Origin of the sequence: Roseburia rectibacter (genome assembly GCF_014287515.2) — a bacterium.
GTDB classification, from domain to species: domain Bacteria; phylum Bacillota; class Clostridia; order Lachnospirales; family Lachnospiraceae; genus Roseburia; species Roseburia rectibacter.
In genome coordinates this window covers 3,697,037-3,722,860 of record NZ_CP092473.1, presented here as the reverse complement: position 1 = coordinate 3,722,860, position 25,824 = coordinate 3,697,037, and the positions used below count along the sequence as shown (strand labels likewise).

At 36.3% G+C, this 25,824-nt stretch carries 27 protein-coding genes and 1 pseudogene; 26 read left to right on the top strand and 2 right to left on the bottom strand.

The features are described 5' to 3' along the window. From H8S51_RS17035 to H8S51_RS16935, 22 genes and pseudogenes are all read left to right on the top strand, one after another. A complete protein-coding gene (locus H8S51_RS17035) occupies nt 1-1,257 on the top strand; it encodes a sensor histidine kinase (RefSeq protein WP_117833062.1) in 1,257 nt (418 codons plus the stop codon). Between the two features lie 191 nt (nt 1,258-1,448). After that, nucleotides 1,449-2,117: a hypothetical protein gene (locus tag H8S51_RS17030; RefSeq protein ID WP_117465419.1), complete on the top strand. Its 669-nt coding sequence runs from the start codon at nt 1,449-1,451 to the stop codon at nt 2,115-2,117. A gap of 42 nt (nt 2,118-2,159) precedes the next feature. Further along, nucleotides 2,160-2,828: a DUF3879 family protein gene (locus tag H8S51_RS17025; RefSeq protein WP_109258908.1), complete on the top strand. Its 669-nt coding sequence runs from the start codon at nt 2,160-2,162 to the stop codon at nt 2,826-2,828. A 63-nt stretch (nt 2,829-2,891) separates the two neighbouring features. Next, complete coding sequence (locus H8S51_RS17020; RefSeq protein ID WP_055040309.1) at nt 2,892-3,437, top strand: hypothetical protein; 546 nt, start codon at nt 2,892-2,894, stop codon at nt 3,435-3,437. Nucleotides 3,438-3,644: 207 nt separating this feature from the next. Continuing rightward, the gene (locus tag H8S51_RS17015) at nt 3,645-4,682 is read left to right on the top strand and encodes a DUF4885 family protein (RefSeq protein WP_186899204.1); all 1,038 of its coding nucleotides are present in this window, start codon (nt 3,645-3,647) and stop codon (nt 4,680-4,682) included. A gap of 87 nt (nt 4,683-4,769) precedes the next feature. Next, the gene (locus H8S51_RS17010) at nt 4,770-5,048 is read left to right on the top strand and encodes a hypothetical protein (RefSeq protein WP_117921152.1); all 279 of its coding nucleotides are present in this window, start codon (nt 4,770-4,772) and stop codon (nt 5,046-5,048) included. A gap of 22 nt (nt 5,049-5,070) precedes the next feature. Next, the gene (locus tag H8S51_RS17005; protein ID WP_015517465.1) at nt 5,071-6,024 is read left to right on the top strand and encodes a hypothetical protein; all 954 of its coding nucleotides are present in this window, start codon (nt 5,071-5,073) and stop codon (nt 6,022-6,024) included. Nucleotides 6,025-6,041: 17 nt separating this feature from the next. Next, nucleotides 6,042-6,518, top strand: a complete 477-nt coding sequence (locus H8S51_RS17000; RefSeq protein ID WP_241070793.1) for a hypothetical protein — start codon at nt 6,042-6,044, stop codon at nt 6,516-6,518. 295 nt (nt 6,519-6,813) lie between these two features. Beyond that, the gene (locus H8S51_RS16995; RefSeq protein ID WP_117921151.1) at nt 6,814-7,641 is read left to right on the top strand and encodes a hypothetical protein; all 828 of its coding nucleotides are present in this window, start codon (nt 6,814-6,816) and stop codon (nt 7,639-7,641) included. Nucleotides 7,642-7,707: 66 nt separating this feature from the next. Continuing rightward, on the top strand, nt 7,708-8,085 hold the full coding sequence (locus tag H8S51_RS16990) for a hypothetical protein (protein ID WP_117921150.1): 378 nt from the start codon (nt 7,708-7,710) through the stop codon (nt 8,083-8,085). Between the two features lie 120 nt (nt 8,086-8,205). Then, complete coding sequence (locus H8S51_RS16985) at nt 8,206-8,853, top strand: hypothetical protein (RefSeq protein WP_015516270.1); 648 nt, start codon at nt 8,206-8,208, stop codon at nt 8,851-8,853. Next, nucleotides 8,813-9,085, top strand: a complete 273-nt coding sequence (locus tag H8S51_RS16980) for a hypothetical protein (protein ID WP_241070792.1) — start codon at nt 8,813-8,815, stop codon at nt 9,083-9,085. The genes H8S51_RS16985 and H8S51_RS16980 overlap by 41 nt, the downstream gene beginning before the upstream one ends. Nucleotides 9,086-9,291: 206 nt before the next feature. Next, nucleotides 9,292-10,125, top strand: coding sequence for a hypothetical protein (locus H8S51_RS16975; RefSeq protein WP_055068427.1), 834 nt, complete (start codon nt 9,292-9,294; stop codon nt 10,123-10,125). A gap of 169 nt (nt 10,126-10,294) precedes the next feature. Continuing rightward, the gene (locus tag H8S51_RS18550) at nt 10,295-10,420 is read left to right on the top strand and encodes a CLI_3235 family bacteriocin precursor (protein ID WP_082241399.1); all 126 of its coding nucleotides are present in this window, start codon (nt 10,295-10,297) and stop codon (nt 10,418-10,420) included. A gap of 2 nt (nt 10,421-10,422) precedes the next feature. Continuing rightward, nucleotides 10,423-11,958, top strand: coding sequence for a hypothetical protein (locus tag H8S51_RS16970; RefSeq protein ID WP_117921149.1), 1,536 nt, complete (start codon nt 10,423-10,425; stop codon nt 11,956-11,958). Between the two features lie 36 nt (nt 11,959-11,994). Continuing rightward, complete coding sequence (locus H8S51_RS16965) at nt 11,995-12,360, top strand: hypothetical protein (RefSeq protein WP_241070791.1); 366 nt, start codon at nt 11,995-11,997, stop codon at nt 12,358-12,360. Nucleotides 12,361-12,509: 149 nt separating this feature from the next. Next, complete coding sequence (locus tag H8S51_RS16960; protein WP_117921148.1) at nt 12,510-13,574, top strand: hypothetical protein; 1,065 nt, start codon at nt 12,510-12,512, stop codon at nt 13,572-13,574. 137 nt (nt 13,575-13,711) lie between these two features. After that, nucleotides 13,712-14,140 (top strand): annotated as a pseudogene (locus H8S51_RS16955) (HTH domain-containing protein). A 26-nt stretch (nt 14,141-14,166) separates the two neighbouring features. After that, complete coding sequence (locus tag H8S51_RS16950; protein WP_055171124.1) at nt 14,167-14,817, top strand: hypothetical protein; 651 nt, start codon at nt 14,167-14,169, stop codon at nt 14,815-14,817. Between the two features lie 280 nt (nt 14,818-15,097). Continuing rightward, nucleotides 15,098-15,631, top strand: coding sequence for a DUF3879 family protein (locus H8S51_RS16945; protein WP_117921146.1), 534 nt, complete (start codon nt 15,098-15,100; stop codon nt 15,629-15,631). Nucleotides 15,632-15,702: 71 nt separating this feature from the next. Next, entirely contained in the window at nt 15,703-16,323 is a 621-nt protein-coding gene (locus H8S51_RS16940; protein ID WP_186899203.1) for a DUF6033 family protein, read from the top strand. Between the two features lie 46 nt (nt 16,324-16,369). After that, nucleotides 16,370-17,143 carry a hypothetical protein gene (locus H8S51_RS16935; RefSeq protein WP_186899202.1) on the top strand — a complete coding sequence of 258 codons (774 nt, stop codon included), beginning with the start codon at nt 16,370-16,372 and terminating at the stop codon, nt 17,141-17,143. A 94-nt stretch (nt 17,144-17,237) separates the two neighbouring features. Here H8S51_RS16935 and H8S51_RS16930 read toward each other — a convergent pair whose 3' ends face one another. After that, nucleotides 17,238-18,152 carry an IS3 family transposase gene (locus tag H8S51_RS16930; RefSeq protein WP_186899201.1) on the bottom strand — a complete coding sequence of 305 codons (915 nt, stop codon included), beginning with the start codon at nt 18,150-18,152 and terminating at the stop codon, nt 17,238-17,240. Next, complete coding sequence (locus H8S51_RS16925) at nt 18,149-18,433, bottom strand: helix-turn-helix domain-containing protein (RefSeq protein WP_186899200.1); 285 nt, start codon at nt 18,431-18,433, stop codon at nt 18,149-18,151. The genes H8S51_RS16930 and H8S51_RS16925 overlap by 4 nt, the downstream gene beginning before the upstream one ends. Before the next feature lie 68 nt (nt 18,434-18,501). Here H8S51_RS16925 and H8S51_RS16920 point away from each other — a divergent pair, with 68 nt between their 5' ends. The 4 genes from H8S51_RS16920 to H8S51_RS16905 all read left to right on the top strand — a co-directional run bounded on the left by H8S51_RS16920 (nt 18,502) and on the right by H8S51_RS16905 (nt 25,815). After that, complete coding sequence (locus H8S51_RS16920; RefSeq protein ID WP_186899199.1) at nt 18,502-19,236, top strand: hypothetical protein; 735 nt, start codon at nt 18,502-18,504, stop codon at nt 19,234-19,236. Nucleotides 19,237-19,679: 443 nt separating this feature from the next. Continuing rightward, nucleotides 19,680-19,904, top strand: a complete 225-nt coding sequence (locus tag H8S51_RS16915) for a helix-turn-helix domain-containing protein (RefSeq protein ID WP_186899198.1) — start codon at nt 19,680-19,682, stop codon at nt 19,902-19,904. Nucleotides 19,905-20,047: 143 nt separating this feature from the next. Beyond that, complete coding sequence (locus tag H8S51_RS16910; RefSeq protein WP_186899197.1) at nt 20,048-23,164, top strand: UvrD-helicase domain-containing protein; 3,117 nt, start codon at nt 20,048-20,050, stop codon at nt 23,162-23,164. Next, nucleotides 23,164-25,815 (top strand): hypothetical protein, encoded by a 2,652-nt coding sequence (locus tag H8S51_RS16905; protein WP_186899196.1) that lies wholly within the window; start codon nt 23,164-23,166, stop codon nt 25,813-25,815. The genes H8S51_RS16910 and H8S51_RS16905 overlap by 1 nt, the downstream gene beginning before the upstream one ends. Nucleotides 25,816-25,824: the final 9 nt, after the last annotated feature.

The following is a 25,824-nucleotide window of genomic DNA, read 5'->3' as shown; positions in this document are numbered from 1 at the left end:
ATGACATTCTGGGTATTGACATTTATTGCGGAAATGCTGGAAGTAAAAGGAACGCTATACTTTTTTGATACTTTTATGGAAAAAAGAGATGGCGGATATAGGAACAGATATAGATTTTTTGTTTATTGCGGAGTGCTTTATCTGGTAGCAGTCACAGGGGCATGGATCGGAATGTTAAAATGTATCCCGATTATACTGGTTATGTCTTTCCTGAATCTGGCTTATTATGAAGTTTCCTTCCGGCAGAGTTTTTTGTTTTCAATCATCAACTATACAATGCTTGTATTGATTGATTATGTGACTGTTTTGCTGGGAAGAGGAGGTTCAATCCAAGAAAAATGGTTTTTACAGGCACTGATATCAAAGACGGTTTTTATCATTCTGATGTTGTTTATCAGAAGATTTAGCAAGACAAGAAAAAGCTGCGGTCTGATTACAGGAAAAGAATGGTTACAGTTTTTCTGTGTTCCTGTATTTACGGTGGTCGGTTTCATTCTTATGTTTTATTCAGAAAACGATGATATGCAGAATGTATTTTTATTTCTTTCGGTGGGACTGGTTGCGATTAACCTTATCCTTATGGAGTTCATGCAGAATACCATTGAAAAAGAAGAGAGAATAAAAATTGCGGTACTTACGGAACAAAATCAGAAAAATCGTATTGCAGATTATCAGGACCGGGAAGAAATCTATGAGCGTCAGCGAAGAAAAATGCACGATTATAAAAATCAGCTTTCTACGATCCAAACGTTGATAAAGAATGGACACACAGATGAGGCACTTTCATTTACGCAGAAGCTGACAGAGAGCATAGCTGTCGAGATGTCGGCAATCAACACAAATCATCCGGTGGTCAATGCTGTTTTAAACCAGAAGTACCGCAGCATGCAGGAGAAACACATAGCGGTTATCCTGAAAGTAGGGGATCTGCAGGAGATCTGTCTGGAGGAGGAAGAGATTGTGATTCTGCTCTCTAATTTATTGGATAATGCAATCCGGGAGAGTGAAAAGGTACTGAAAAATACCGGAAAAGCGGTCATTCATCTGAAATTAGAGTGCGAAGATCATAAACTGATATTTGCGGTGAGAAATCCGGTGACAGAAAAGGTGGAAATTGAAAATGACACGATAAAGAGCAAAAGAGGGGATCATCACGGCATTGGGCTGTTAAATGTAAAAGCAGTTGTGGATAAATATGGCGGTGATATGGTGCTTTCCTGCGATGAAAATGAATTTAAGGCTGTGGTTATCTTGTAAAGAGATGGTCTTTGTGTGCGTAATATGGTCGTTTGATGATATGGGACTAGGAGAACAGGTTATTTTATCCGATAAAAAAATAGAGGAAATAAGTATGTTATGAGAATTTTAAAGAATGAATATGATAAATGGATAAGTATATATAGAGGTTAAAATATATGCAGAGAAGGTAGAAAATATGAGGTGAATTCATGGGAATATCGATTTCAAATGCAACGAGTTCTGCTATTACAAAATATAGTGTATCGCTGAGAAGTGGAGAACCTGATTGGTCTATGATTCCAAGTGCAGGGAAAAGCAATAAGTCACAGGCAGAGTTTGTCTCTGAGATTAAGGAACTGGCTCAGAGAGCTGCCAACACTACGAGTAAAACGGAATTAGAATCTATTCACAGGCAGAGAACAAGGTTATGTGCAGAATACATATCCGATGTATCCCCTGACAGAAAGGCATTATATCAGCAGGCTAAAAATGCGGTAAAAAGTCAAAATGGTAATCCGAAATGCAAAGGAATCGGAGAATTATCATTGCTCGATTTTCTGGAGAGGGCAGAGGGGAAAAATAACAACCTTGCGCAAAAGAAGTTTGCTCTGGCGGGAGGAGGCACACTGGAATGTCCGATTCTGACAGGCGAAGGATATGGTGCCGACATTTCTTATCAAGGAACAAAAGTGTTGACCTATCTGGGAGATAGTTATGGATGGGGATGCGAAAGAACTCCGGCTGAGCGGGAAAAGGAAAGAGAATTTTACGGAATTTACTTCAATGAATACCATACGCAAAAGAATGCCCAAAGCTCAGAATTGAAAGAACTGCCGAACTATTTGGAAGAGAAAACGTCTTTTGATAGGAAAGCGTAAGGATATAGGTAAGATAACAGGTTTAATATGGGAGGATGTTTTATGTCAAAAATAACGGATTATGCTTTTTTGTTTCAAAAATCATTTGGGACATCAGGAGTAAATGCAATAGGCAGTTTTCAGTTGTCCCAGTTGAACAGCAGTTCTGTTCAGTCCAAGTTAAAAGCTGCCGGGATTAACACAAACAGCAAACAATATAAAGCCGCAGTAAAACAAATGATGTCTGCTGGAAATGGTGCAATGTATGGCAATATTCAGGGAATAAAAAATCTGATGAGTCATTATGACAAGGATGGAGATTATATCAACCCTGTAAATGGACTGGCAGGACTTTTAGTGACAGATGAAAATGAAAGTTCGAGAAAACGGATCATATCAATTCCGGATAGCAGCAAAGAAGAAATGTATGAACTGACAAAAAAAGAGTTCCTGCGTGAAAACGGTGTCCACAATGGAGATACAACAAAACGTTCCGAGGTATATAACAATTTGTATCGCAAAATGCAGAAAAAGGACAGATTGGCTGCCGGGTATACGCTTGAAAAATATGAGAGAATTTACAGACAGGCATTTTATGATGCCGCAAAAAAGGCTGATCCTAACTGGAAAATTGGTAAGCCAATCAAAGATGGTGCATTAGATAGTGTTACAAGAGAATTGGCAGAGTCGGGGAAATCTCCTGCACAGGCAACGCTTGATACTAAAATTTAACATATCAGGTATATTTGAATAATTAAAAAGAGAAAATTTTGAGCTGATTGGAGAAACAAAAATATGAACATTAGTTCTAGCCTGAATACCGTATCTTCATCATACGGTCAACAAAAAGGTAATCAAATGAAAACTCCTGCATCTGGGGAAAAGACATTTTATACGGCAGAAACACCAAAGGTATATCAGATATTTACAACAGATAATATGTTGTGGACAGGAGGTAATGGTACAGGTCTTTCTTATTGTCTTAAATATGCGGATGATTCGACGGATGAAAATCCTGTGGTGTTAGCGAAAGGTGTGGATGAAAACGGGAAAGAGTTTGAGCAAAGAATTTATATCAATGATGTTAATCCATCAAATGCTACAGTAGTCGAAATGCGTGCATTGGAGGCACATTACAAAGTGGAAAAGCAGGGAGGTTTCACGTCTCTGCCGCTTGAAGCTGGTAATATGGGACTTAACGACAGAAGAGATTTTATCGCAATGTTCAAAAAAAGCATAGAAGATTTAAACAAATTGGGAAGGTTTGACTTATCGTTGCTTTGGACGAAAAGTATGGATGCTTATCTTGATTTGACAAGTGCAAATAGTAAGTATAAATAGTGCTTAGTCATTTGAACATAGGAAAAAAGAGAACTTGGATTACATATCATATTGAGGCTGAGAGAAATCAAATAGGTGACATAGTCGGAAGAACTCCGAATAATGAAGAAAAAATATGTAAAATAAAATGAAAAAAGTTTATCGATAGGGTTCCAGTATGATTTACATGATACAGATTATAAGACTTATATAAGGCAGGGGGATAATATGGTTACTGTAAATAATTCTGACTATTATAACAACATTCCAGCTGGCAGGGATTTAAACAAGCTGCCCAATAATTCCAGCGCCGATACAACTGTAGGATATCAGTATGATGGACTTACAGAGGAAGATCGTTTCGTACAAAAAGTTTTGCAGGAGCATTATGATAAAGTGTACAAAGAAAATTTGTCTCATTCTGATCCAATGGCATATATCGAATCAAAATATTGTGATGTGACCTCACCTAATTTTTGCTCATATATGACAGAAGATCAGCGTTCCATAGCTTACCGCAATGAGAAAAGAATGTTACAAACAGGAGGAAAATATTCGGCTGGATTTGCCCGGTATGATTATGCATTAAGAAATTACAAGGATGTATATACAGGTGGTTCAAGAAGTGTTGGTTATGTACGCAATACTGACAGGGAAAAACAGCATGCCAGAAGTGTTGTAAATCAGCAAATTTCAAATCTACTTTCAAAGAATGGGATATCAATATCAAAACAGGCAGATTTGGTATTTTCTATTGATCCATATACATATCAATTAACAGTGTCGGGAAATGCAGATAGAGATACATTATCGCAGATAGAAAAATTACTGAATGAAGGGGATAATGCGAAAAATATATGGACACATGCGTGGATTTGTATGCATGATGCAGATAATGAAATTGTTAATTCGCAGGCAAGTATGACAAAGGCAAACCAATATTCTTTATGGCATGAAGTGTATGAGACAACTGGATATGATGCACGCAATGCGACATATAAAAATGGTACTTTTATTGCAGAGGATGGTACAGATTTACTGGCATTGTTTAAGGAAAAATCTAAAAGTGGCGCAGGGTATGAACTTTATTCTAAGAGATGGCTGCAATATGCTAAGAATGGTTGGAAAAAAGAAAATGATTTGGTATTGAAAATAGGATTTGACAGCAGTGGATTGTATGATATAGGGCAGGAAAAAGGATATGGAGCAACACAGAATATGTGGATGAAAGGTGTTAGCCAAAGTATGTTTGAAGCTAGAGTGTGACCAATGGATGACAGAAAGTATGAACCGCTTTATGAAGTCGTTGAATAAAATTTTATACGAAAACTTCAAGCTGTTGGAGGTGGATTTATGGGAATCTCTTTTTCAAATATAGGAACAGTTGGAAGGGAACAGTTAATTACTTCTGGTAGTAATGGAGAACCAAACTGGTCTTATATTCCATCGAAAGGAAAAAGTACAAAAAAAGCGAATAACAGAACCTATCAGTTTGCAGACGAAAAAACCAAAAAGCAGATTGCTTATATGAGTGGTTATTACCTTCAGACAGTGCCGCAGAGTGTCAAGGCAGCATATCTGCAACAGGAAAAAGAATTTTATATCGTGTTGGCATCTAAAATAAGAGAATAAAATGCCGGGAGGAATTTAAAAAATGATTGGAAGTATAGGAGCGGAGAGCCGTTATTCAACAGGTTATAACAACCTAAAACCAAATCGGAACCAGAATAAGTGGGCTGACACTTTGGCTCAGACGGTGGATAAGGAGGATATTAGCAGTAGAGCGGATATCAATCGTGCTAAGAAAAGTACAGTGATGGATTCTTATCTGGCACTGTCAGGAAAAACGATAAATACTTTGAAACAGGAATATTCAGAGTACGAATCCGAAAATTATAGAATCGTACCCGATAATGAAGCTGAATGTTTTGATATATACAATAAAGACGGGGAGCGTTTGGGGGCATTTTCCTATTCTGATATAAAAATAAGACAGGATGAAACAACAGGAAAGCAGTTTTTGATTTCTGAGCATGGAACGATGAGTTACGATGCCCTGGTATTAGATGATGAATTAAAAGATGCATTGCAGAATGTAATGGATAAAGATTCGCTGGATGTGGAGACTTTGCAGGGATTTACATTAAATACACATTCAGGTACCGGCATCCAGTATTTAGTAAAAGACGGTGAAGAAGGCAGAGGTGGCAAGGTTCTTCTGCAAAATGAAGCGGATCGGAAGAGGTATGAAGAATTAGCGGAGATGTATTTTGACAAATACCCTAATTTAATTGAGAGTCGGGAAGAAGGTTTTATCTGGGCTGATTTAGAGATTAGAGGAATGGCAAAACGGACAGATCAGGGAATTATATCCATAGGAGCTGATGGAATGTCATACAGTGACAATGAAAATTATAAAAACAATTGGAGTGTCCGGTTTTCTGGTTCTATGTATGAAAAGCTGTATGAATGGCTTCAGAATAACAAGGATAGCATGGAGGAAATCCATAAATTTTCTACATGGCAAAAGGTTTTTGACGAAATTGGTGGAACGTATGAAAGAGTCTGGTCGAAAGAAGAACTGGATCAGGGATATTTGAATAATTGAAAGAGGAGGGATAGAATATGTCAGTGGCGATAAATTCAAATTATTATGCAGGATACACTATGAATTCAGCCAATAAGTTTAAAAATGTATCAGACTATTCAAAGTATTTGACTAACAAGTATAAATGTTTGACTCCATGCAAAAATGCTTCTGTATTGATTGACAGAAGTGTAATGCAAAAGGCATGTGGAGATGAAAAAACTGCGAAATGGCTTGAGGAAAATTTAGCAATTATGCCAGATGTTATACGAAATGCACAGAAGGCGGCAATAAGTCATGGTAGTAAACTGATATCAGTGGAGTTTAAGTTTACGAATAATGGAACCGAAATGACAACCTGTGGCATTTTTGGAGAGACTGGTACGGATTCAGAAATTGACAAATGGCTGGAGAGAATGAAAGAGGATAAAGAAAAAGAAGATAAAAAAACAGAAAATATGATTGCTATAGAAGCGACAACTAAAAATAAGGTAGGTTTTGATACATATGCATAGTATCAATTTCTATATCCAATAAATCAATTAAAGGTTACTACTTGGGCTTCGGATGGAGAGAGCAGGTACGGTTCTGACTGACAGAAGAACCGTGGAAAGGAGTTAATATGGGATTAGGCGTTAAAAATTCAGTTAAATCCGGGCGGGAATCTGACCTATCAGTATTACGCAAGTGATATCCGGGAAATTTTAGCATATAACCGGACACAGCACAAAGATATTATGTCTGAGTTGAATGTACAGTTTGTTATAGCAGACGGTACAATTCAGATAAACTGATTGGAGGAATAGAAGTATGCACATCGGTTTTGGTCAGAATACCGTATCTTCATTGTACGGTCATCAAAAAGGCGATTATATGAAAACTATAGGGTTTTCTCATAAAAAGCATAAGGCAAATGAATCGCAAGAAAAAATGACCGTAACATCCGGCAAGGACGTATGCCGGAAGATAGGACATTCAGATGAAGTCGATGGGGAAAATCAGGAAAACACATATATACATGATAGTTTTGCCTTAGACGCTAGTTACGCAAATTATATCAGAGAAACGGTGCCTAAAACTGTTTGGTCAAATGATTATCTTCGAGAATTATGGGATGAAAAGGCTAAATATTTAAAAAGTATCCGTGAAAGTAAAAATGGGTATGGTTTCGATGATATTGGAATGGGAGCTACATATGCCTATTCTACTATGTATCAAAAAATTGTAGAAGGATATAGGAATGGAACAAGAGAAGTGTATGTATGCGATAATCCAGAGAGTGGAAAAAGACGTCTGTTGTCAATGGATGAAGAATTGGAAAAGCTAAATAAAGGTTTTGAGGAACTGATAAAATGGGACAAAATGGTTGCCAAAAGTCAAAAGCAAAATGCAGAAAATAAGCAGAAATTTCAGAATACAAAATTGGATGAATCGTTTGATGCCTTTGATATAAATCAGGCATGTGATTATATTCAAGATTCTTATTTAGAGTTCCGTTCACTTTATCTGGAGCAATATGAAAGAACGGGAGGAAATATAGATATAAAGTCTTTGTTTTCTTCTGTTTTAAGAAGCGGAAATCAGGATATGCATAAATATTGTGAATTTCTGTTTGAAAAAATTGGTTTTATTGTTTAATGCGGGTATTAAAATGTTTGAGAAATATTGAAATAATAAGGAAAAAGCAAGGGAGGGCAGTGGACTATGAACATTTTAAATAAACAGATTGATTCCATCTATGACCGACAGAAAAATTTATATAGTAAATATCCGCATTATAGCCAACAGAATGCAGAAAGTAAAAAGGTATGCGAACAAGAAAAAATCACAGCAACATCTGGAAAGGATGTATTGGGTATCACAAAAGGAGATAAAGAAAATTCTTATATTGTGCATTTCTCTGATTCTGCAATGGTCAGCAGGGCAGTTGCAAGAGGATATGTTACGGTCAATGGTAAAGAGGTGGAATTGACGGAAGATACCAAGCAGCAGTTGTTAAAGACAGACAAAGAAGCAAGTGCTGCGAGAGAAAAGGCATATCAGGATTGGTTGATAGTTTCTCGCAACTCTATTTTACCATAAATCTTGAGGAGATATTTTATTTTAACAACAAAAAATGCCGTATTTATGCGGCTTTTGGCGTTTCGCAAACGCCTATTTGATATAAAGGCATGAAAAAGTGCTGATAAAGGAGGATTAAAAATGGCTATTAGTGGAGTAGGACAGAGTTATTATCAGAACAATGTTGCAACAACGAAAAGTACAAAGAGCGTAAACAGCACGGGAGAAACGGGCAATACAAAGGAATTATCAGAAGCGGAAGAAATGGCGATTTTCAAAAAGGAATTTTATGCTGAAATTGATAAGATACCCAGAAATAGAACTATAACCAATGTGGCTATCAACATATCAGAGGAAGCATTTAAGAATATGAAAGATGATCCGGAGTACAGGGAAAAGATATTATCAGCACTTAAACGTGACTTAACTTCGTCCTTTGCACCGTTGGAAGCTTCTATGGTGCTCACTGTAGGAGCTACTGCTAAAGATTATAGGGGCGATTCATGGTCTGGTGTTAATAATCAGTCGGAATTTTATGCTCGTTCACAAAACAGTTTTTATAAAAAGACAAGCAACAAGAAAGATAGACAAAAAGAGCTTTTGGAAGAATATCTGGAAAAACGGGCGCAGGTTAAAAAACAGCAGCAGGAAATGTTGAATGAAAAGATTGCAAAGCAGGAACAGGAAAGAAGCCGATTATTACGGTCGTGGAACAATGAAAGGCTGTTGTCAAAAGCGTCTAATGCTTATGAAGCAAGATACCAAACGGCAGTTGTTAAAGGTAGATAAAGAAGCAAGTGCCGCAAGAGAAAAGGCATATCAGGATTATGTTATGCAGTATGAGATGGCGGTTGCAAAGCAACAGAGTGAAGCGTGGAGAAAAGCGATAGATGGAGTGCCGGATAGTTTAAGAATGTTGTTGGAAATAAATAATACTGAAAATGTGCCGGAATATTCAGAAAAACAAAAAAGCAATATAACGATGCAATCAAGGCTTATGATCATACCGGTAACGGTGTAAGCTGGTCGCAGTTTGAATGGAAAACTTACGATACACAGATGACAGTCACATTTGAGGATTCGGTGAAAGTTGAAAGCATTTCAAAAAATGGAAAGTTTAAGTGTATTATGGAGCCATATCCGGGTAATGAATTAGATTTTTAAAAAGTATTTCATGTAGGAGTCAGAGCATATTACTGACTCCTATGCAGAAAGGAGAACAATTTTATGAGTATAACGAAAGTTGGAAGTTCCTATAATTTCATTTATAACACAAAGACAGGTAAATTATCTACAAAAGATGGCAGCAAAAATGAATTTGTTGATTTTTGCAATGGAGATGTAAAGGGAGAAGATACAGAGACACTGAATCATTTTGATGAGCATACAAGATATCAGTTTACAAGAATGCTGTTTGCATATGGAACCGGAATGACCGGACAGAATCCTTTTGCCAATGATGAGAAAGTCGAGATTACAGCGGATATAGACAGTGCAACCCATACTTCCTTTTATGTGAATGGGCAGAAAGCGTTTACGGCAATTACGGGTATGTCATATCTCCCATCCGAGATTCAAACCTTTGGAACCGTACAGCAGCCATTTAAAACCAGAGGGTACAAACCATATGATCCCAGTACAAACAGTATCACGATTGGGGTTGGAAGCAGATTTAATCTTGGAAATGGATACAGCATGACGGTACAGGAAGATTTTGTCTGGGGCGAGGGCTATGGAAACGGAAGCAAGGCAGATGATGAAAGATGCAATATGATGATAGGTGGTCTGAGCTCCCTGATACATTTTGCGGATCAGCAGTATTTTTCAAGTATGACAGATACATACACCGATTATATTTTAGATTTTCTTGCGTCACAGGGAGTGGATACAAGCAGAGAATTTGTGATAAACGGGACACATTGCGAACTGGTAAATGGGAAAATAAGTGAAGTTGGTAACGATTATGTGGTGCCTAGTTCCATTCAGCAGAAAGCAGTGAAAAGATATGAAGAAAGTATGTCACAGCTTTTGAATAGCGGAACTTGGTATAGATGGTCATAAAAGTAATAGATCACTTGGACCGTTATGGAGAGTGAATAGATTCCGAATGACAGAGGAAAGGACAGCATATCTGCAACAGGAAAAAGAATTTTATACAGTGTTGGCATCCAAAATAGGAGAATAATAAATGCATGATGCAAAAATGATATTGAGATAGGAGGAGTTCCATATGAAATTAGGGAAGAAAACAAAGACTGAAAAAGGAACATTTATGGCATATGCTTCTTGTTCATGTACTTGCTTCTGTGTATGTAAGTGCCAGAACTGTAATAGATCATTGGGGAGAAGAAAATAGAAATGGAAATAAACAGTAATCATTCTACATATGGGGCAGCATTTCGTCAAAAACCGATTTTTTTCATGTCTGGAAAGGAAACAGTGGCATTTTTTGAAGGAAAACTGAAGAAAAATATGACACTTCAGGAAGATTCCTGTACACTTGGCAGCAATGACACTTATCGCAGACAGCATACCACTTATGAGGTTTCGGACAAGAAGAAGGGAAGTACGTTTCTGGATCTGGATTTTCTGATTAAGGACGAAACCAGCAGTCTGAAAGGAAATCTCAGTGATAAAAAGGATGTGGATTTCTACAACTTTTCCATTCCATTTAATCGAACCATACAGAATTATTTTGGGGTTCAAATATACATGGACATGCCGGAAGGCTGTGATTATGACCTCACCTTATATGATGAATATGGCAATCAGGTCGGAAAGGCAGAATGGGACGGGGAAGGACGTAAAACACTGACCATCCCGAACTGGGATACAAATACCAATAAATATTGTATCAAAATAGAAAACAAAAATGGGGAAGAAGTTTCTCCGCATGATTATTATAAAATCAGTTTCAAGGTTACGGAAAATAAAGAACAGGAAAAGACCGATGCCATAAGGGAGGCATTCGGGAACCTTCACGGTGCATACAGCCGGAAAGATGAAAATTGGAGGGAATACCTCGACAAATATAATGAAGTCCTGATGGATACAGAGAAAAATTATACAAAAGAAATGGAGAAACTCCACCAGAAGCAGTTTGAAAGTCTGCCGGAAGAAAAACAATACAAAGGCGGGCGCACAGTGGATGAATTGTTGCAGGACATGGCAGAAGGAAAGACACTGGATGATGCGGAAATGGAGTATGTGAAGATTTTTGCCAATCTGAAAGATTTTGAGAAAGCACAGCAGAAGGCGGAACTGAAACATGATTTTTCCGAGGATTTTGTAAAGGATCTGGAAAGCAAAGGTATCTCCCGTGATGAGCTGGAGGGAATGCAGATAAAGATTGAAAGCAATGGGAATGTAACAGTGAGCGGTATCGAAGATAAAGAAGTCCGGGAACAGGTTCAGAAACTGGTAGAGGAAAAGTACAGTGACCGGATGTATCAGTATTACACAGGAATTGCTGACAGTGTGGGAAATCTGTCGTCCAATACCTACCAGTATGCCACGGATGTGCAGGAAGTCAGGCGTTACTTAAAAGGGGTTACGGGAGAAGATATTTCTCTGGAGAACCTTTACCTGACACCAGACGGAAAGATTGGCGGGCTGCCGGAAAAAGCTGCTAATCTGATTAACAAAACAAAGGACAATGCCAAGATAGAGCGGATAAAGGATGCATTGATAAATATTATAGGACATAACCGGACAAGCGGTGATCTGGGGATTCCAGACTTTACTTCGGAGTTTCAATTCAGTAATGGTGCTTTTTCTGTGGCAGACAGTGGTTTTACGGTGGATATGGCGGCATTGGATAGAAGGCTGACGCCACAACCGCATGATAACATGTATTCGGATATGTATGCGTATAGTTTCAGGAAAGTATTATGATTATGAAAAGTAATTATACACAAGGAGAATGAACAGATGGTAATAACCCGCACAGTAGAGATGCATGCGCAGCTTGTGGGATATGATTTTAAGAAAAAAGGTTTACCCACTGATAAAAATATTGCAGTAGAAAATAGTAAAGTTTCCAATGATTATTTCTGGAAAACAAATAAATATACGGATCAGGATGTGTTTGGAAGAACACTGGATCTGACGGCACTTATCAATAAGCCGGACGGATATTTAAAGGGAAGTTTATCGGATACGGAGGATGTGGACTATTACGAATTCAATATTACAGAGTACCGGGCATTAAGTTTCGCGAAGGATACCTATAATAAGGATATTACGATCACTTTAGATCATATACCGGAAATAATGTATATAAAGTTGATGATTTAGGCAGATATTATATGTTTGCATAAGATATATATACAAGTATGAAACTATAAAAATATAGTATGTTTTATGTGGTAAAAATATTGTATTTATGAGACTTTTGGTATTTCACAAATACCTAAGAAAAAATAAAGTAGAGGAGAGTGTATATTATGAATATTGATTACAGTCAGTTTTACAGAGGAACAACGAATATTCCCTCATATGGGAATGGTATATATAAGAAAGACACCCTTGTAAAGTATGAATTTAACACTACAGATGAACATGGCAATAAGATTATGGACAAGATGTCAAGGGAAGAAACCCTGCAGGCGATGAAGGACATCGGTTCGCAGTATGGAGATGCGGTTATTGTTGAATTTTCGGGAGATGGAATGGCTGCACTTGTGGAAAACAAGAAAGGTATAGTGGATGCCAATGTAACACAGGAGCAGCGGGAATCAATGGAGGCGAGAAATGCAGCGTTCCAAAAAGAAATTACGCAGGTTGATAACTCCCTAGAACTTCCGGCATATTCCGGAATGTATGGTGCAGACAAGGCGGTTGCATCTGCGGTGGAGAACTGCAGCAAAGAGGAACAGGGATTTGTGTATGATATCATCCGTCAGAATTTCCTTGTTGGAAATACTGGCTCTATGACAGAGGAAGAACGGCAGGCAAATATTTCACTTGGTATGAAAAAAGCGGAATATGCGGCAGAGAATTTTATCCCGGAAGATAGCATAAAACCATTTTTGGAAGCAATGGAGTCTATCGCAAAGCTTGCGAGCGCAGGAAAAGCTGACAATAACGGAAATATGGACTATGGAGTAGGGAAAGGTACATATCTTGGACATGGTAGCAATATTGTAAAGACTACAAATGCGCTTGATATGATGAGGACGATGGACGGCAGTGCATACACGGAATATCAGAAGATTAGTAAAGAAAGCAGCAATGAGGACAGACAGCTTAATGCATTAAAATACCTTACAAATTGGTATGAAGGGGCAGTGAAAAAGAATCCTTCGATGGTTGATAATTACGAAAAGCAGTCGGAGGAATATGTGGAGAAAAATGTAAAAGATCAGAAGCTGGATGCAACTTTTTCAGATATAAAGACAGAAAATAAAGCGGCTTTTTTTGAAAGTCTGAAAGTGTTCCAGAATAATAATCCTAATTTTCTCTCATCTATCATAAATCGGGAGCTGGCATCTAAATTTTGGAGCATTTGATAAACGTAGATTGGAAAAGTTATAATTGCTCGGAAAATGGAAGATAACAACAATAAAGTGTAGAGTGTGCCTTTCACATAGGGACACTTGTTACAAGCAATATTGTAAATGATACAAGTGGAGATTAAGGCACAAATATGATAAAAACAAAAAATATTTCAGAAATGTTGACTTCTTTAATTGAGGAGTATCGTTTTAATAAAAATACTCTTTCAAAATATTTAGAAATAACTGAAGAAACAGTAGATTGAGTAGTAATGGGCAATGTGGAATGTTTGCCAGATGATCCTGCATTGCGTCTTAAAATACTTAGTAAAGCAGGATTTCTGTATTTTGGAGCGATTGAAGATAAGGATAGGCAATTAAGCGGTTTTTTGGAAGTGCTTGTTTCCTATCATGGCATATCCAAGCTAACGATAGCAAAAATGGCTGGTGTTGAGGAAAATGATATTGACAGGCTTTTAGTCAATCCACCAGAAAAGATTGAAATCGAAGTAAAGTATAAAATTGCTGTGACGGTTATGGAACTGCGATTTTGGCTAAAAGATTGTGAATCACCGATATAATCGGGATTTGTGAGTAGAGGGCACTTATGAAAAATAAAAGTATCAATCAAGTTTCCATAATAAATGGTGAAGATGGTCCCACAAGTGTTTTTATATTTGGAGAAGCTCAAAAGCAATCTCTAAAGATTAGAATCCGAAAAGCTATCTATCAATCCAGACGAAAAAGGATAGAAAAGAGAATAGCGGCCAACCCGCATACCCTTGCGGAAGTGGTGCAATACGCAAAGGATCATTATGATTTAGTGGAAATCAATCCTGCCGCAACAAATTGGATAGAACGACAGAAAAATCTAAAAGCTAGTTTGATTATGCAGCATAAACCAGAACTTTTGGGCCAAAGGAAGGATATTCCAAAACCAGATTTTCATAATGAAGAATCTGTTAAAAATTTTTTGAATGAAATGGAAATTAGAAATAAATTGATTGACCAAATGCCTGATAATGTAATTCCCATGGATTTTCATTTATATGAAATAAAAATTGGTGAGGATTTAATGGAAATAGAGGTAGATTATACCTGGAATATATTTGGAATATCTTACTCTGGCAATAAGTCGGTCATAAAAAGGTTTAAGAAAATAGCCAGAGATTTATATTGTTATTATGGTGTCAGTGAGGAGGATATAAAGAACCGGACAAAAAGATATTCTTCACTGGTAACGGAATTGAGTTCATAATTCAGAATTTTAAATAGAGGTGTATAGTAGGGTTAGTTCAGGAAGTGATTCGTTTTATTTATATGTAGAAGATGGCAATGGAAATGTTAATTATACAACAGTAAGTAAGAGTGGAACAATAACAATTAATGATTTTAATGGTTTTGATCCGTCAGGCAAGTGGAAAATATGGATTGTTACAAAAGGAACAGTTTCAACATCCACTGAAACAATAAAAGTATATTATACATATTAAAAATGTAATGTGGCTACAATTTTGTATTATAGGAGAGAGTGAAATATGAATGTAAATATTAACAATAAAAATTTATTTTCGCAAAGTTTGCTAATAAACAAATTCTTCTTTCAGAAAAATTTCTCACACAAGCAGACTGGGATTACGACCCTAGATTCTGGGTGTCAATATAGAAATAACAATTATTACTATAATAAAGATGGTGTACCTTTTTTATCAAAGGAACAGGCAGACCGTTGTATCAATGGTAAGGATTGGAAAAAGATAGTGTCTGTATCGGATAAGGTGAAGTCGGATTTAGAAAAGGTTGTAAAGCAGGATTTTATCAGTAGCAATGGTGCATATATACCAGAAGAAAGCAAGAGACATGATGTAATCAAACAGTATTTGAATACGATTCCTTCTGAACAGCGAAATTCCGCTTCGTGGACATTGAGCAGAATGGCTGGAGATTATGCTTCAAGAATGGAGACACTGGTAAAGAAAAATAATCCTGGATGGAAGCCGGGAGATGCATTTGATACAAGTATTTTAGATCAGATGGATGATACTCTTTGTGGATTAGATTTTAAAGTATAGATGTAGGTGAGAAAAATCCAACAGGTGGCATAGTTGGAAGGACTCCGAATAATGAAAGGAGATATGTTAATATGGCAGTTACAGGAATAGAAACTTATGCGTCATATACGAATCGTTATGGCGATACACAAAATGCTGGAAACAAAACGGGCAGGACATATAAGAATGCTCATGAATATAAGAACTATTTAACACAAAAATACGATTGTTTACGAAGCAGGGATTATTCCGTAAATATAAACAGTTCTCTTTTGTCAAAGGCTATGGGAGATGAAAAGACAAAACAATGGTTGGAGTATAATCTATCTTTAATACCGGAAAGTATCGAAAAATTGAAAGCTGCTCAAAGTGCTCGTGGCTGTAAGGTACTGAGTGTAACGGATACAATAAATGGATATGATAGCATAACAGAAGAAGTACTGGTAACAGATGAGGTTGATCCGGGAACAGAAAAAGCAAGGAAAGAACTTGAAGAAAGACTCGAGAAAAGGAAAGCAGAAAAGAAAGAGACAGAGGAAAGACTGGAAAAACAGCGTGCCGAAAAACAGGATCAGGAAGAACGGCAATATAATCTGAAAATTGATGGAAAAGATGTAGCTGACCTGACAGGAAAAATGGTGGAATTGGTAGGTAATTCAATTCCTATAGGAGTGACGGAAAGCGGAGTTTCGACATTTGATGTGCTGGCATAGGGACTTTGATATGAAACCGTAAGGTGTGCAATTAAAATAATGACTTATGCTAGAACATAAAATAGACAAAAATAAATTTGTTGATTTTTGCAATGGAGATGTAAAGGGAGAAGATACAGAGACACTGAATCATTTTGATGAACATACAAGATATCAGTTTACAAGAATGCTGTATGCATATGGAACCGGGATGACCGGACAGAATCCTTTTGCCAATGATGAGGAAGTCGAGATTACAGCGGATATAGACAGTGCAACCCATACTTCCTTTTATGTGAATGGGCAGAAAGCGTTTACAGCCATTACGGGTATGTCATATCTCCCATCCGAGATTCAAACCTTTGGAACCATACAGCAGCCATTTAAAACCAGAGGGTACAAACCATATGATCCCGGTACAAACAGTATCACGATTGGGGTTGGAAGCAGATTTAATCTTGAAAATGGATACAGCATGACGGTACAGGAAGATTTTGTCTGGGGCGAGGGCTATGGAAACGGAAGCAAAGCAGATGATGAAAGATGTAATATGATAATCGGGGGATTAAATACCCTGATACATTTTGCGGACCAGCAGTATTTTTCCAGTATGACAGATCCATACACCGATTATATTTTAGACTTTCTTGCGTCCCAGGGAGTGGATACCAGCAGAGAATTTGTGATAAACGGGACACATTGCGAACTGGTAAATGGGAAAATAAGTGAAGTTGGTAACGATTATGTGGTGCCTAGTTCCATTCAGCAGAAAGCAGTGAAAAGATACGAAGAAAGTATGTCACAGCTTTTGAATGGCGGAACTTGGTATAGATGGTCATAAAAGTAATAGATCACTTGGACCGTTATGGAGAGTGAATAGGCGTGGTCCTATGTCAAGATTTAGTACAAGTTAAAATGAGAAATTTCTCCCCATTTTAACTTGCCAGAAGCTCCGCCTTAGTGTGTGTTCTTTCATATACTCGTTCGAATTCGTCTGGTGACATAAAGTCGCAATGGCTGTGAATTCGTTTCGTGTTGTAAAAAGCTTCCAGATATTCGAAAATCAGACGGTATGCTTGCTTGTAATCGCGGATTTTAAAGCGATTGAGCCATTCACGTTTGATAATAGAATGAAAGGATTCAATGCACGCATTATCCCATGGAAATGCTTTCTTCGAATAACTGCGCTGCATGTTTTCGGTTGCTTTTTTATATTCTTTTGCAACATACTGGCTGCCACGATCTGAGTGGATGATTAATGGTTGGTCGATATTTCGGCGGGCTTTGGCTTTGTTTATAGTATCAATCACGCAGGATACTTCCAGTGTCTCTGAAAGCGTCCAGGTTATGATTTTTCTGGAAAATAAATCCATAATACTGGTCAGATAGACAAATCCGTCTATTGTCCAAATGTAGGTAATATCCGAACACCAGGCAGCATTCGGTCGGTCAGGATTAAACTGTTCATCAAGGATATTTTGTAATTCTGTGCTGAAATCAGAATCTTTTGTGGTGATTGTCCATGGTTTGCTCCACTGAGCACGAATCCCCATTTGGCGCATATATGTACCAACAGTTCTTTCCGAAATAACTTCACCGGTTTTTCGCAGCTCTATAGTAATTTTCGGAGCACCGTAGTTCTGCCTGGAATCATCATAAATATCCTGTATTTTTGCTTTTACAGCTTCACAACGTTTTTCTGTATCAGAAGGTACGTGGTGGAGCCATGCAAGATAGCCTGAGCGAGAGACACCCAAAAATTTCAACATTCCGGAGACGGAAACCCGGCGTCCAGCCTTTTTGGCAGCTTCCGTCTTCTCAGACACTTCGAGATAAATGGCTTCCGTCATTTTCCCAGAATGTTGATTGCTTTTTTTAACACATCAAGTGCATCTTGTGCATCACGTAATTCACGTCTGAGACGGGCAATTTCCTTCTGCTCATCAGATGAGTAATTACCAGAACCACGAACAGGAATATCACCTGATTCCCGGAAGTCTTTCAGCCACTTTGTTAATGTGCTGTATCCGATACCAAGATTTTCTGCACATCCACGTACCCCGAGGTCTTTATGATCTTGATAGTACTGGACTGCATCAAGCTTAAATTGTTTGTCGTGTTGCTTTGACATATGAGATCCTCCTTCAGCATGTCTCTATTGTACCATGCTTATGTGTATTTGGAATTTCTCATTTTGGCTTGTACTATTTATATTCTAGCACCAAGGGTTATACAGAGAATGATCTGAAGAAGATTCTTTCAGGTGAGATGGAACGTGCCTTTGAGGATAATGAAAATGCTGAGAAACAGCTTAAGGTTTATCATCATAAAAAAGATGAGCATGAGTTTGACCTTCTTATTGATATTCAAAAGAAGCTGGCTCAGGGCAAAGGTAAATATTATGTCCGTTTCGCTAAGAACTATAATACAAAGCAGGTGGCCAAGGCAGTTTTATATCTGAAGCAGCATGACATCCGAAGCTACGATGATCTGGAGAAAAATGTGAAAACAGCAACAGCCCGATTTACGAAAATTTCAGCTTCCATCAAAGCAAAGGAGAAGCGACTTGCTGAGATTCAGGTCTTGAAGAAACATATCTTTGATTACTTTAAGACAAAAGACGTATATGCGGATTATCGTAAATGCGGATATAGCAAGAAGTTCCTGGAAGAGCATAGACAGGAAATCCTACTTCATAAGGCTGCCAAGAATGCTTTTGATGAACTTCATCTGAAGAAGCTTCCAAAGGTAAAAGATCTAAGTGCAGAATATGCCGAGATCCTTGCAGAAAAGAAAAAGCTGTACGGTGAATATCGTCAGGTTAAGAAAGATATGCAGGAGATTCAAAGAGCAAAATACGACATTGACCAATTCCTTAAAAGCGATGAAGAGCAGAAGAAGGAACGTGTCAGAAAACACAATATCACTCGATAATTCTATTTGGGGAATCTGTAGGTTTAAGACTTATGGGTTCCCCTCTTTTTTCATTTCTGAAGAATTTTCCAACAGTAAAATAAAGCGATTCGTAAGAATTGCGTAGCCAAGCGATTAGCTTGTTCAAGGGGATTGGGGATGTGCCACCAACGAGCGGATAATAGTTTTTTGTACAAAAAAGCACTGCTCGCCACTTTGCGAAGACGCGCCCTGACACCATCGAAGATGGTGCTACGCGAAGTGCAGAATACCTTTGATAGGAAAATCACAAACATTGTTACAAAAATAAAACTAATTAGCTATTAATTCGAAGCCAACTTTCGAAAAGTCGAAAATTGTATTTGAAAATATATGCTTAAGAGCGTATAATGTACACTAGGACTATTTATGAGGACTTTCGGGTCCTTCACCAAGATGGGTAATCCCCATAAGAGAGGAATTATATGGCTGTATCTTATAACGGATTATGGAAATTATTGATCGACAAGAATATGAAAAAGATGGATCTTGTTGAGAACGAAAACATTGGAATTAGCAGCAGTACACTTGCCAAGATGAGCAGAGGTGAGACTGTGTCTATGAGTATCTTGGAAAAGATTTGCATGGAGCTTGACTGTGATTTCGGAGACATAATTAGTATTGATAAGAACAATAAAATTGGTAAATGAAGTTCAGTGTCCTGTTTTAGGGACAGTAAATATATTAGTATTTTGTTTTAGGGGAAGTTGTTGCAAAGATATGGAATGCTTTGCATTGTGAAATGAGTGATATCGTTGAAATACTACCTAACGAGAAAGAGGATTAAGGAGATATGGCAAAACTAGTAGATAACGAACCTCAGTATGAAGGAGAAAAAAAGGTGTGGAACTTGTTTGGAAGCAAGTTGCCTTCGAATTGGGTTGTCTATAACAATAGAAGTGTAAATGGACGTGAGTATGATATATGTGTTATTGCGCCGGAATTTGGTTTGTTTATTGTTGAAGTAAAAGGCTGGAGTCCCGCAGGAGTATTAACAGTAGTTAACCAGAATACAATTATCATAGAGGGTAAAGAGAAACCAGAAGATAGTCCAAGAAGTCAAGCTCGTGGATATAGATTTGATTTACTAAAAAAGATTCAAAAAGAACTTGGAATGAATCCTCTTGTAATGAGTTTAGTATGTTATCCGTTTATTTCAAAGAAGCAGTATTTAGAGAAGGGGTTAAATGTTGTATCGGAAGAAAATGAAACTATTTTTGCAGAGGAGCTTGATGATACATCTCTCTTGTTTCAAAAGTTTATGGATCGTTATAACGTCGATAAGGGCGTAAAGCATGATGACTTATCGGCTAAAAGATTTGCTTTAATTAGACATCATTTTGAACCAAATTATGATCTTAAAAGTGATGAGGAAGTCTTGAATCCAGGATATTCAAGATTAAGAATTTTTGCTAATGATATTAATGAGCAAGAAGTAAGAAATGTTGTGGAAGAGTACTTTTCGGGAATAAAAGAGATAGTTTTTGTACCTTCTGCGAAGTCAATGAATTTAATAATTGATGAATTAAAGATGAAGTTTCAAGCCCAAAACATTCATCCTATAAAAGCAGATTTGTGTATTGGAAGAGATGATAGTGCAATAAAGGCTTCTGATTCTGGTTTTTCAATTTTTAATTTTGAGATAGAAGTAGTGCCTAATCTAACAGAGCTAGTAGAGGAAAATATTCTAGTAGAAGAGGGAGAATGTGTACCTGAGGTAAGGAAATTGTTAAGGACTTTATCTGATGTTACTTCATTTAACTATCAGCAATATGAGATAGAACATGCTCCATGTGATAGAAATATTTTGGTTACAGCTGGTGCAGGAACGGGGAAAACATATTCTATGGTATCTAGGATTGCTTTTCTTTGTAACAAAACAGCAGATGCTGTAGTTGATATAGTTGGCGATATTGCGATGATTACATTTACTAAGGACGCTGCTCAAAATATGAAAGTTAGATTAAAAAAGATGTTTATGAATTATTTTATTCTAACTTCAAATGAGAAGTACATGCACCTTATAGAAGACATGAGTCAGATACAGATTTCAACCATACATAAATTTGCAATTTCTTTACTCCAAAGGGATTGTATGCGAATGGGATTGGCGTATGACAGCCAAGTATCTAGTGAAACTTATAATAGAAAAGAACTATATCATAATTATTTGAATCTATTTCTAAGTGAGAAAAGTGAGGAAAATCCTGATTTTGCACAACAGATGACGCTACCAACGTACAGATTAGAAGAACTTCTTATAGAATTTTGTGACAAGCTTTATGATCGAAGTATTGATATAAAAAAACTTTCTTCAAAATCATTTGGAGAGGCAACGAGCATTCTTCCATATTTTAATGAATTAGTTGATGAGGTAATTATAAAGGCAGAAAATGACTATGCGGAATCATTGAAAGCGTCAAATTTAATTGGCTTAAGAGAATGTATGATTCAAATCAATGATTTGGTTACGAGTAATAAGCTAATGAAACAAGGACATGAATATAAGTATGTCTTCGTTGATGAGTTTCAGGATACCGATGATATCCAAATTGAGACAATTACGGGGCTCCAACATCTTTTTGGCGAACAATGCAAATTATTTATTGTAGGTGATTTAAAGCAGAGTATTTACAGATTTAGAGGTGCATCGTTAAGTGCTTTTGACAAAGCAATACAGGTTGATGGTAAGGATTTTTGGACTTTTTATTCTCTAAATAGGAATTATAGAACGGATAAACGTTTGTTAGATAAATTCCATGATGTGTTTACTCAGATGGGATTACGAAGTTTGATTCCATATGAAGAAGAGAGTGATCGTTTATCAAGCCAGATTATTAAAGAATATTCAGATGGTAATTTGATTTGCAAAATGGAATCGCATCTCAAAGATAAAGATGCATTTTATGATGATTTTTTTGAAAAATTAGAAAGTGAATTAAATGAGCTTAATGAATTATGCCAAAAAGAAAAACTATCTAAAGAAGAAAAGACTATAGCTATCTTAGTTAGATATAATTGGCAGATTTGCAATATAGTAAAAGAAGCTGAGAAAAAAGGATTACTAATTAAAGTTACCGAAGGAGGAGATCTTTATAGATTATCCTCTACTAGGGATCTATATAAGTTGGTGATGGCAATCACACACCCAAGAAATGAAATATATTTGATGAATCTAATAATGTCAAATTATGTATCTCTTTCGATAGATTTTAATGGAATTGCAGGAAAAACAAAAGGTGAAAGAAGGGACGAGATAATTAGACTTTTGGATGAATATTTTATGCTGTGTATGGGAAAGACATGGAATCAGCTTGTGTCTGATTTTGAGTCAAGACCCGTTCTTGTTGTACTCAGAGATATATACGAGGCATTAAAGCCTTGGACACATTTAAGAGAGCAGGATGATCAGCTAAATTATAGACAAAACTATGAGTGCTTGATTGAAAAAATAATAGCAAAGTATGCTAGAGAATATTTGACAATTAATAAGATTTTAGATTTTCTTCATATAAATGTAACGACATATCAAGAGGAAGCATCTAGAAGTACGGCCAACACAACAGATGGTGTTCAAATTATATGTACGACAATCCATAAATCTAAGGGATTGGAATATGGGACAGTAATACTTCCTTTCATGAATGAAGATATATCGAACATTAATGTAGGTGGGTTAAATGTAAATTATATTGATGGGAAAGTTAGCTATGGTTTATCAATAAAGAATGTTGGTACAGAGTATAATAGCGACTTCAGTGAAGATGCAGAAATCAAAGAGAAAATGCAGGAAGAGTCCAGAATTTTATATGTAGCTTTAACTCGAACTATACGCAAATTAGTATGGTTTAAGGATTTGGATTCTGATGTAGAAGATTGTTGGGCAAACTACATGGAGGTCTCAGAGTAATGGCTATTATTATTTATACATATAGTAATCCTTATAAAATAAATAGAGAACAGTATTGGGCTTTAGTGAAGAATTCTTTTCATCTTTGTGTTTCACAGACACTTGTGAATGGATTGTGTGACCAGTATAGAGAATTTTATAAAGGAAAGTTGACGACTATTGATAGGTTTATCAATAAGCTTTTCTTGGATTGGGAAAGTGATGCGGTTGAAATCAGTCAAAGAGCTTATATAGATAATGTGATAGATTATATGAGCTTTAGGGAGTATGTGGATGATGATTTAAGTGAAGAAGATATAAAATTATCACTCAAAAGAAACCGTAGTTATGTTTTGAAAAGTCTTCGAGTAATGTTCGAATTAGGAATGAATCCGGATAATATACGAGAAGATTGCTTGACGTATGAACAGAAATGTATCGTAGGCTTATTTAAAGAACTGATGACAAGCGGAAGTAGTCTTTTTTCTTTAAAAAATGATTTTACAAAGGATGAAGTGGACGACGCTATTAAACAAACTATAGCAGATGCTTTGAGAGATAAAGAAAAGGATTGCTCAGATATCAATATCGATAATGTAGTAGTACATGGTATTCATCAGTTTACTCCAATAATGCTAAAGACAATTGAAATTTTGAGCAAATATAAGAATGTAATAGTTCTGTTTAATTACCAACCGGATTATAAAAATGTTTATCAAACATGGTTAAATATTTATTCATGGTTTGAGTCAAAGATTAATCTTTCAAATCAGAATTTTAACAATGATAGTCAAGAATTTGAGGGCGGAATTGTAGCTGATAATATGGCTGCAATGATTGCAGGAAGTACAGCTGCTATAGATTTATCAAAAAGAATAGAAGTTACAGAATTTGATAATCAAACAGAATTTGCGGGTTATGTTGCGAAGAAATTTGAAAACGCTTCTCATAAGCGTGAAAATGATGAATTTCGTCATCCTGCGCTTTATTATATGGATGAACAGATATATGCAGCCAATAGTGGGGTTAATCAGATACTTAAGATTTATTTCCCTGAACAATTTGGGGAAAGGGAATTTCTTGATTATCCTATAGGTCATTTTTTTATTTCTGTCACTAATATGTGGGATCCTGAATCTAATGTTATGTGTATTAAGGATTTAAGTGATGTTTTTGAATGCTTATCTTGTGGCATTATTTCAGAGGAAAAAAATGGATTATTGGTTTCTATATTGGATAGATGTCGTTTCTATATTTCTAAAGAAACAACGATAAAGGGAATGATCAAAAAGTTAAAGAAGCTGAAAAAATCATTGGACTTTGATGGCTATAGGGAAGATCTTAGAAGACTTGATTATTATAATGTTACAGAAGATGAAATAGATACATTAATTACGGCTTTACGAGAACTAAACTCAATAGCAGAACAATTTTTTGCGGATTTTAGCGATAAAAAAAATGATTTTAAGAAGTTCTATAAAAAGATAGAGGATGTCTTAGTTAATAAAGTTTTAGATAAAGAAGAGCTAGATGAAGACTTTAAAGATATTGTAGTAAGAGTTTTAGCTAGACTGAATGAAGTTAGTTCTATAGAGGCAAGTGCGTCTTTCGAGTGTTTAAGAGAAACGATGCAATTATATTTGAAGCAGGTGCCGATTGAAGGAAAGGGAGCTAACTGGATTGTAAGAAACTTTGAGCAAATCGATGGCGATGTTTTAAGGAACAATGCGCTAGAAAGTGAAAAAATTTATCATTTTGCGTGCTTATCTGATCAAGATATGAGTATTACACATAAAGATGAATTTCCGTGGCCTTTGGATATAGCTTTTTTTGAAGTTGCTCAGGCTCCTGTAGATTGGAAATATCAAGTGTATGTGACATCGCGATTGGAATATAAGAATTTTAGAAGGTATGCATTAGTTTATGGGCTTGGTTTTAGTAAGTCTAAAATAAAACTAAGCTATATCAAAAACGAGAATGATGAAGAAAACGAATTATATTATCTTCTTCGTGTTCTCAATGCTAATATCAGGCCATATGTGCCCGATGAAGTAAATAACTATAGGAAAGATGCCACATATATAAAAGTGGATGCCCCAAAATATAAGGTATATACACAGTATGATTTAATGAAGTATAGACTATGTAAATATAGATTTTTACTTGATTCAATTATTCAAGAAAAGTCGGTCTATAAGGATCAATTCCTTATGAGAATGTATTTAACAATTGTTTTGGAAGATAGAGCTAAAAGATATTTTTCTGGAAAAGCTTATGTAAGAAATGTTGTGCATGCGTATTTAAATGAACAAATGGAGGAATTAATAGGGGATTTTCCATTTATAACACACTTAGATGTATTGGATGTAATTAATGATACACTTGCTTATTTAGAAAGATCAGCTGGAAAGTATGGGAAATTCGGTGCCATAAAGGACAGTGATATTGATTATATGATAAAGAGAGAAGAATTTTTGAGTATACCTCTGAAAAAGAATGCTGATTCTGAATATCAAGAAGTATTTAAGAATTCTACTCAGGACGAGGTTAATAGTGCTTTGACTTTTGAAAATCTTGAAAAAGTAAAATATCATAAGTCTCTTAATGTTTTATGCGATAAGTGTAGTGATAAAGAAGTGTGTATTGAAGTGTATGGTGTAAAGAAAAGATAGAAGGAGAGT